This is a genomic window from Intrasporangium sp., from assembly GCF_036566125.1.
GTDB lineage: Bacteria > Actinomycetota > Actinomycetes > Actinomycetales > Dermatophilaceae > Intrasporangium.
This window is the reverse complement of sequence record NZ_DATCWX010000137.1, coordinates 1-8,210: the sequence shown is the minus strand read 5'-3', so window position 1 is coordinate 8,210 and position 8,210 is coordinate 1. Positions and strand designations below refer to the sequence as shown.

Below are 8,210 nucleotides of genomic sequence, written 5' to 3'. Positions count from 1 at the left end.
TCTGGCATGTCTTTCTGGGACATCGTGTGGTTCATCGTCATCTTCTTCGCGTTCATGGCCTACCTCATGGTTCTCTTCATGATCCTCGGCGACCTGATGAGTGACAGCGAGACCTCCGGGTGGGCCAAGGGACTCTGGGTCGTCTTCCTGGTGATCCTGCCTCTCATTGCCTCACTCATCTACCTGATCGCACGGGGTTCGGGGATGAGCCGACGCCGAATGGCCGAGGTCAAGACGGTCCAGAAGATGCAGGAGGACTACATCCGCGACGTCGCTGGGCCGCAGACCGGAGTCGGAGCCGCTGACCAGGTCGCGAAGGCGAAGGACCTGCTCGACTCCGGGACGATTACTCAGGCCGAGTTCGACGCTCTCAAGGCCAAGGCGCTCGCGTAAGGAAGCAGGAGTGACCGGATCATGATTGGACGCCCGATCGCACGGAGCGGTAGGCCCGGTCTGTTGCGGACCGCAGCGCGGACCGCCGTCGTGGCTGGAACGGCAACCGCGGTCAGCGGTCGAGTGTCGCAGCGGCAGTCGGCACGTCAACCGGAGGGTGAAGAGGCGGCGCAGGACGAGCAGGCGCAAACCGCCGCTGGCCAGGCGCCGCCGGCCCCTCCGCCGGCCGACCACAGCGATGACTTGATCTCCCAGCTCCGCGAGCTCGGGCAGCTGCGCCAGCAGGGCGTGCTCACCGAGGAGGAGTTCGCCACTCAGAAGTCGCGGCTGCTCAACCGTTAGGGCTGGGCACGCCTTCGCATGAGACGGCCTGCTCGGGCAACTGGCGGGGCGGGCGAGGCGAACTGCGGAAGTAGCTCGTACGAGCGGCTGTAGATCTCGAACAGCGCCAGCCCCAGCGCCGCAACGGGGACGGCGCAGAAGGCTCCTGAGACCCCGAAGAGCGCCGCTCCCAGCAGGACGGAGGCGAAGGCGACTGCTGGATGCATGTCGACCGCATTCGCACTGATCTTCGGCTCGAGGGTCAGATTCTCTATTTGCTGGTACACGAGGGCGAACAAGAGTGCGAGCACGCCGTCGATGGGGTCGGCGCTCGTGAGTCCGACGAGCACGGGCAAGGCGATGGCGAGGTACGTGCCGATGGTCGGGACGAACTGCGCGACGACGCCGGTCCAGATGCCCAGGGCGAGCCAGTAGTCCATCCCGATGATGAACAGGAAGGCAGCCGTGAGTGCACCGCTGATCGCCGCCAGGACGATGCGGGCGGCGACGTAACCACCGGTCTTCTGCACCGCGAGATCCCACACGACGAGGAAGACCTCCTGTCGTCGTTGCGGCAGCAGTCGCGCGATCCACCGCTTGAGGCGTGGTGCGTCGGCGGAGAAGTAGAAGACGAAGAGGCCGATCGTGAACATCGAGAAGACGCCGCCCACGAGCGAGGCGATGATTCCCAGCAGCCCGCCGGCCACCTCGGCGCCGAGCGACGCAATCTGTGCAGGGGAGACCTGTAGCTGCGCGGCGAGCGCTGCGGCGTCGAGGCTCAGGTCGAACGTGGTGTTGATCCAGGCGATCGCGTCCTCGACGGCGCCCGGGAGCGCCCTGACCAGGTTGCCAATCTGCTCGGCGAGCAGACTGCCGAAGGCGGCGAAGAAGAGAACGGAGATAAGGACGACCCCGACCATGACCAATCCGGTGGCAAGTCCTCGCCGCATGTGTTGGGCGAGGCGTCCCACGGCCGGCTCCATGGCGATGCTCGCCAGCCAGGAAATGATCAGCTGGAAGATCAGCAGCCCACCGTCCTGCAGGATGAACTGTCCAGCGCTGTAGAGCAGCACGATCCCGAGGAGCACCAGGCCCACGCGCCAGGCCGTGCGCAGCTCGGGCGCCGACCGACGGGCCGGGGCTGCAAGAGCTGTTGCCGTCGGGTCCGCGTCCGGCGTCGGCACGGTGGTGAGCAGTGACTGCGCCTCGTTGCTCAGGGCGTCGGCGTCAACGGCCAGGCGGGCGGTGACCCGGTCCGCGGCTCGTGCGGTCAATGCCGTGACCGCGTCGAGCGACGGCTCAGGGGTCACGACGACGAGGACGCGAGGGCCGCGGTGCACGAGCGCGACGAGCGCCTGCAGGTCCGCGGGGCGAAGGCCGTCGACCACTCGGGTCACGAGCCGACCGACCTGGGACCCGTCTGCGTCGGCACGGACCCAGCCGTCGCGCAGGCCAACTCCTGGGAGCAGACCGACGAGCACGGCATCCGCCAGCGAGCCGATCGCACCGTGAAGCCGCACCGGCTCGCCGGAATCGTTGATCGCAAGGGCGAGTTCAGTCACGCCGGCGTCTCGCAGTGCTGCGAGGTCGGCCTCAGCGCTTTCGGCGTCCTCGTAGTGACATCCCAGGACGACCATCTCGTCTGGCAAGTCGGTGCCCTCTCGTCCGTTGAGCCGCACAGCCATGGTCGTCACGCAGCGCGCCGGGGGCCTCATCCATCGTGGATGATCCGCGTGTCAGATGAGGTGGAGTTCCCGGCCCCTGGCGACGGCTTCGCGGCGGCTGGACGACTCGAGTTTGCGATAGATCGAGGCGAGATGGGTCTTGACCGTGTTCATCGACACGAACAGCTCCGTGGCGATCTCAGCGGTGGTCATCCGCGTGGCGAGCCAACGCAGCACCGACAGCTCGCGGTCGGTGAGGGGCTCCGGCAGGGACCGGTGCCGGCGCGTCTCCGACTGCTCGGCACGGTTCGACGCTGGGGAGCGCAGTGGCACAGGCCACCGAGCGGCGAGGCTGGGGTGGTCCGACAGCAGTGCGTGCATGCGGGGCGTCGGCTCCATGAACGGCAGCTTGATTCCTTCGTGTGAACTGAGGTCGATGGCTCGGGTCAGATGCTCGACGGCGGAGGTCTCATCGCCGTTCGCCAAGGCCACTTCCGCCTCGACGATGACGGCAGCGACGAGCAGGGGAGTGGTGGCCGGATGCGAGGCGGTGACGACGCGTCGTGCCATCAGTCCGGCCGCAGCACAGTCACCGGCTGCGAGGTGGGCTCGAGCACGGGCGAGATGAGTCCGCGCAGCCAGGAAGTCGTTCGTGGGCGCATCACTGTGCTGAACGCCGTGGAGCGCGACGAGTGGGCGCCCGCTCTGCGCAAGGAGCTCGAGCTGGACTGTCGCGCTCACCGCTCGGAGGCTCCACGCGCCCGGTAGCGAGGACGACGGGTCGCTCAGGATCGTCGCCCGCGCCCCGAGATAGTCGCCCGTTGCCTGCAAGGCGGCGGCCTTGACCAACGTCGACGCGCAGGAGAGAGCTGGATCTCGCTGCCGCAACCGCGCCGCGTCCACGAGCGCCATGGCGTGAGCGCAACCCTCGAGATCGCCCCTCGACATGGCGAGATCGGCCATGCCGACGTGGAACGGCGCAGCGGAGACCTCAGAGATCCGAGGGTGCGCATTGTTGATGCCGACAGCATCCAGCGCATATTTCTCGGCGATCGAGAAGCGTCCGGCGGCGCAGTGGGTGAGCACCAGCCGACCCCCTGAGGCGAGCGCGATCGCCGATAGTGACAGCTGCATGGCAAGGGCGAGAGCGCGTTCCAGCGTTTCGACGGCCAGGCCATCCGCCAGGTGCCACAGGTGCACCGCGCCGAGCTCCGAGAGTGCGAACGCCTCGAACACGCCGCCGGGGTCAGCGGCGACCAGCGCCGCCGCTGCTGCATCGACACCGTCGCGGTCACCCGATCGGGCAGCCAGGGTGAGTCTCGCGACCTCGCCCAACGAGCTTCGTGAATCGGATCTGACCAGAGCCTCGAGGTCGACCGTCAGCTCGCGCGCCCGATCATGGCGGTCCAGCATGCACGCCACTGCCGCCTGCGCGGCTACGAGGCGGTGGCGAAGGCCCGGTGGAGTGCTCTCTGGCGCTGCATCGGGATACGCGGAGAGCTCGCTGACCCACCGGTCTCCGTCGTGGAAGAAGATCTGCTCGAAGGCCCCGCGCTCGAGCAGGTCCGTGGCGTACGCCCAGTCAGAGGCGCGCAGGGCATGCTGGAGCGCTTCGACGAGGTCGCCCTGTCCGTCATGCCATCGAGCGGCCCGGGTCTCGATGCCCTGCTGGACGACGGCCCTCTCTCCGCGGAGGAGGTGGCGCAGTACCTCCCTGAAGAGCGGATGGCTTCGGAACCACACCCCATCGTGGCCGACCGGGCTGATGAAGGAGTTTGCGGCCGCGAGCCGGGCGAGCAGCTCGCCACTCCCGGTCGACTCACAGACGGCGTCGGCAAGCTCGCCACAGACAAGCTCGCAGCTGCTGGTGCGGATGAGGAGACGGCGGGTCGTCTGGTCCAGTGCTGCGAGTACTTCCTCAACGAGGTACTCGCCGATGCTTCCGCGGTCCATGGCGAACTCGTTGACGAAGCGCTCGGGCTCGGGGCTCGCCTCCATGCGGAGAGCCGAGAGCCTGACTCCTGCGACCCAGCCCTCCGTGCGCTTCGCAAGGAGCGCCCGCGATTCCGGCCCAATGGATACGCGATGGGTGGTCAGCAACGCCTCGATCTCGGACTCGGTCATAGCCAGGTCCGCACTTCGCAACTCTCCCAGCTGGCCTCGCATGCGGAAGCGGTGCAACCGGATCAGCGGGTCGCTCCGCGCGGCCAGCACGACCCGCAGTCCCGGCGGTGGTCGAGTGAGTAGTGCATCGAGCGTGGCGATGACCTCGGGGTCCGTGACGAAATGCGCGTCGTCGAGGACGAGGACCAGCGGGCTCTCCTGGTCGCTCGAAGCCCCCTCGAGCCGGCCCATGACCTCAGTCTCGGCCGATCGCATCGGATCGTCCGGCTCCATTGGCGGCGCCTGGCCCGACTGCAGCAGGGCCTCGCCGATGAGGGTCCAGAACGCGGCGGCGCTGTTGTCGGCAGGGTCGAGCGAGACCCACACGAGTGGACGCGGTCGCGATCGCGACCATTCGGTGAGCAGCACGGTCTTGCCAGACGCGGGTCCGGCGCAGATCAGCGTCAGCGGGTTGCCCTCGACCGCGCTCTCGAGCGCCGCGACCAACCGTGGACGAGGAACGTGCTTCGCCGGGAGGGCCGGCACCAAACCTTGGCGTGCGCGGAAGGGGTAGAACATCGTCACCACCCCCTTTTGGAGTGCTCGGCCGCCTCAGCCGCGCACCATGCGGGACCTTGGACCCCCATTAGCGTAAGCGCGGATGCGTCGTTTCGTCCGAAAAAGCCCGCGACACGCGAACGGAACAGGCGTCGTCCGAGGCCATGCATCCCGCCTCATCCCCCATGGGTGATCCCGCTCGTGGACCATCGGTACCACCCTTGAACGAGGTCGATGTCGGGAGGTGGTGAAGTGGCGTCACGAACCAGCTATGAAGTCCGCGTGGCGGGCGTCATCGGTCCCGCCGCCCGGGAGGCCTTCGACGACTTGACGATTCGGGTCGAGCCGAGCGCCACCGTGCTGGCCGGCTCACTCGACCAAGCCGCCTTGCACGGCCTCATCGAGCGGATCAAGGCGCTCGGACTCGAGCTCATCGACATCACGCGCGTGCCCTCCGGGCGCTCGACGTCGGCGCGTTCCACCCGTCACCCGGCCGAATAGGGCCAGGGTCGCGTTTGCAGCGAGAGAGGCACAGCCCAGCGAGTGGGCTCAGTCGATCTCGTCCTCCGCACACAGCGCCCACATGATGAAGACGCACAGGGCGATCAGGACGATCGACCACAGCGGGTAGGTCGGCAGCGACACGAAGTTGAGCACCAGGGCAATGGTGACGATCGACAGACCGACGATGCGCCCGATCAGCCTGCCGGCGAGGATCGCCCCGCCCACCGCGGCGAGTACCACGCCCCAGATGAGGTGCAGCCAGCCCCACGTCGTGACATCGAAGGCAAAGACGTACTTCGGCGTGTTGACGAAGAGCGTGTTCTCGAAGAGCGCCGTGAGTCCCCGAAGGAACTCCAGGAGTCCCACGACAACCATCAGCATCCCGGCGAAGACGACCATGCCATGCCCCCAGCCGCGACGCGGCCGAGCCCCCGAAGATGTCGACGAGGCCTCTGGCATCGGAGAAGTCGATGACGTATATGGGGTCGATGGAGTTGGTGAGGTAGGTGGGGTGGATGAGGTCATGCGTCCTCCCTAGTCGTGGTCGGAATCCATCCTCGACGCGCAACCCGATGCCAGCCTCACCCATTCAGCATGAGACGCGCCGCTGGGACGGGTCGCCGCGGTCAGTCGCTGGCCGGCGATTCCTCGTGCATCCTCGGGACGAGGCGGACCTCGGTGATGGCGTGGTGCCCGACCGCTGTCACCTCGACGGTCCAGCCGTCGATGTCGACCGTGTCGCCGGGCTCCGTGGGGATACGGCCGAGGCGGTGCAGCACGAGCCCGGCCACCGTCGTGTACTCGGCGTGCCGGACCAGGTTGGTCTCGACACCGACGTCCTGGAGGTCGTGGATGGGGAAGGTGCCGGGCAAGGTGACCGAGCCGTCCTCCGCCTTCGCAACGTCCATCGAATCGGAGTCGGTCTCGTCGTAGATCTCGCCGACGACCTCCTCGAGCAGGTCCTCGAGGGTGACGATCCCGTCCACGGAGCCGTGCTCGTCGATGACCACGGCGAGCTGCTGGCGCTCCGCCTTGAACCGGCGCAGCGTGGCCGACACCTTCGCCGTGTCGGGTAGGACCAGTGCCGGTGTGGCCACTTCGCCGACGTGGCGCTCGTGGTCGTCGTCGAGGAGCTGGGCCCAGTGTGCGACGCCGATGACGTCGTCGCGGTTGTTGCCCCGCATGACCGGGGCCCGGGAGTGGCCCTGCTGCGCGAGCAGGTTGCGGGCCTCTGCGACGGGCATCGAGTGGCGCAGGAAGAGGGTCTGGCTGCGCGGCACGAGGACCTCGCGCAGCGTCCGCTCCTGGATGTCGAACGCGCCGGTGATGATCTCGCGCTGCTCCGGACCGAGCCCCTGGTGCGTCGTCACGATCTCGCGCAGCTCCTCGGGGGTGAGCTCCTCGTTGGCCGCCTCGGCGCGGCCGCCGAGCAGGCGCACGACCGCATTGGTGGCGACGCCGAGCATCCACACCACCGGTCGGGAGAGCGTCGAGAGCAGGTCGAGGGGGCGGGCTACGGCCTTGGCCCAGGGCATCGCCATCTGCATGGCGAGGCGCTTCGGGGCGAGCTCGCCGAGAACGAGCGTGAGGAAGGTGAGGATCAGCGTCACGCCCGCGACTGCGACGAACTCTGCCGCGCCTCCGAGGAAGCCGAGAGCGGGGACGAGCGGCTCGGCCAGGTTGACTGCGGCCGTCGCCGAGGCGAGGAAACCGGCCAGGGTGATCCCGATCTGGATCGTCGCGAGGAACCGGTTCGGGTCCCGCGCCAGGCGGACGAGGCGCAGGGCCGGTCGGGTGCCCTCCTTGTCCAACTGCTTGAGCTGCCCCTCCCGGAGGGAGATCAGGGCCATCTCGCTGCCGGCGAACGCCGCGTTGATGAGGACGAGGAAGAAGACGAGGGCGATGTTGAACCAATAACCGGACACCTGGTCTGGCACCGAGCCTTTCGTTGCGGGTGTCCATCGTATTCAGACCCCCGCCGCGTACCTCACCCCACAATCGGGTGAGGAGGCGGGGAAGCCACGCAGACCAGACCGGTGTCGGGTGGCCCGAGCTCGAGTCGGTCGTCCCTGACGTGGAAGGCGTTCCAGCCTTCGAGCACCTTGAGGAAGCGGCGCTCCTGGTCCATAGCCTCGTCGGAGCCGGCCATCCGAGTCATCCCGCCACCGGAGATACGCACCGTCTCATTCTCGGCTTCGTAGGTGCCCATGATCCGGTTGATCCCAGTCGTCCCAACGACCCGGCCGTCCTCGGTCAGGGAGATCTCCGGCTTGGGATCGATGGTCGGCGCCCCGCCGATCGACTCGACGATCCAGACCGGCTTGGGTGCTGCCGACGAGGGGCCTGACGTGCTGCTCATGGAGGCAGTCAACCACCTGGTGCAATGACGAGGCCGTATGCCGCTGGGCTCGCTCCCAGCCCAACGTTCAGGAGGCGTCCCGCGGGCGTTCAAGATCAGGGGGGACAAACTTCCCAAAAGCGTTGACAAAGTGTATGCATCGAACGTATGTTCGAGACATGGTGGACGTGGCGGTGCTCGAGGAGCTGCGCACCCGGCTCTCCGAGGTGCAGGCGCGGCACGAGGCCGACGGCCGGGCCGCCGCCGAGGCGTTCTGGTCCACCTTGGGCGCCGGGGCTGACAACGCTGGTCCGGGCGCTACGGAGGCG

At 67.8% G+C, this 8,210-nt stretch carries 8 protein-coding genes; 3 read left to right on the top strand and 5 right to left on the bottom strand.

All coding sequences use genetic code 11. From position 1 onward, the window contains the following. Together VIR15_RS07975 and VIR15_RS07970 are read left to right on the top strand one after the other, a co-directional pair. Positions 1-393, top strand: a 393-nt coding sequence (locus VIR15_RS07975; RefSeq protein WP_331926942.1) for an SHOCT domain-containing protein, incomplete at its 5' end; no start/stop codon positions are given. Positions 394-456: 63 nt separating this feature from the next. Then, positions 457-735 (top strand): SHOCT domain-containing protein, encoded by a 279-nt coding sequence (locus VIR15_RS07970; RefSeq protein WP_331926941.1) that lies wholly within the window; start codon positions 457-459, stop codon positions 733-735. On the opposite strand, the gene VIR15_RS07965 is transcribed toward VIR15_RS07970, so the two are convergent. Continuing rightward, positions 732-2,399, bottom strand: coding sequence for an AI-2E family transporter (locus tag VIR15_RS07965; RefSeq protein ID WP_331926940.1), 1,668 nt, complete (start codon positions 2,397-2,399; stop codon positions 732-734). The genes VIR15_RS07970 and VIR15_RS07965 overlap by 4 nt on opposite strands. Positions 2,400-2,450: 51 nt before the next feature. Beyond that, positions 2,451-5,060: a winged helix-turn-helix domain-containing protein gene (locus tag VIR15_RS07960; protein ID WP_331926939.1), complete on the bottom strand. Its 2,610-nt coding sequence runs from the start codon at positions 5,058-5,060 to the stop codon at positions 2,451-2,453. 231 nt (positions 5,061-5,291) lie between these two features. Here VIR15_RS07960 and VIR15_RS07955 point away from each other — a divergent pair, with 231 nt between their 5' ends. Next, positions 5,292-5,540 carry a DUF8691 family protein gene (locus VIR15_RS07955; RefSeq protein WP_331926938.1) on the top strand — a complete coding sequence of 83 codons (249 nt, stop codon included), beginning with the start codon at positions 5,292-5,294 and terminating at the stop codon, positions 5,538-5,540. 48 nt (positions 5,541-5,588) lie between these two features. Here the strand turns inward: VIR15_RS07955 and VIR15_RS07950 are convergent, their stop codons facing one another. The 3 genes from VIR15_RS07950 to VIR15_RS07940 all read right to left on the bottom strand — a co-directional run bounded on the left by VIR15_RS07950 (position 5,589) and on the right by VIR15_RS07940 (position 7,902). Beyond that, entirely contained in the window at positions 5,589-5,942 is a 354-nt protein-coding gene (locus VIR15_RS07950) for a DUF7144 family membrane protein (protein ID WP_331926937.1), read from the bottom strand. Between the two features lie 227 nt (positions 5,943-6,169). Next, on the bottom strand, positions 6,170-7,480 hold the full coding sequence (locus VIR15_RS07945; RefSeq protein ID WP_331926936.1) for a hemolysin family protein: 1,311 nt from the start codon (positions 7,478-7,480) through the stop codon (positions 6,170-6,172). Positions 7,481-7,530: 50 nt separating this feature from the next. Beyond that, the gene (locus tag VIR15_RS07940) at positions 7,531-7,902 is read right to left on the bottom strand and encodes an META domain-containing protein (RefSeq protein ID WP_331926935.1); all 372 of its coding nucleotides are present in this window, start codon (positions 7,900-7,902) and stop codon (positions 7,531-7,533) included. Between the last annotated feature and the right edge of the window lie 308 nt (positions 7,903-8,210).

Bases quoted from the DNA above. Each gene is read 5' to 3' on its own strand.
- VIR15_RS07965 (WP_331926940.1), bottom strand. From the start codon at position 2,399: ATGGCTGTGCGGCTCAACGGACGAGAGGGCACCGACTTGCCAGACGAG.
- VIR15_RS07960 (WP_331926939.1), bottom strand. From the start codon at position 5,060: ATGTTCTACCCCTTCCGCGCACGCCAAGGTTTGGTGCCGGCCCTCCCG.
- VIR15_RS07950 (WP_331926937.1), bottom strand. From the start codon at position 5,942: ATGGTCGTCTTCGCCGGGATGCTGATGGTTGTCGTGGGACTCCTGGAG.
- VIR15_RS07940 (WP_331926935.1), bottom strand. From the start codon at position 7,902: ATGAGCAGCACGTCAGGCCCCTCGTCGGCAGCACCCAAGCCGGTCTGG.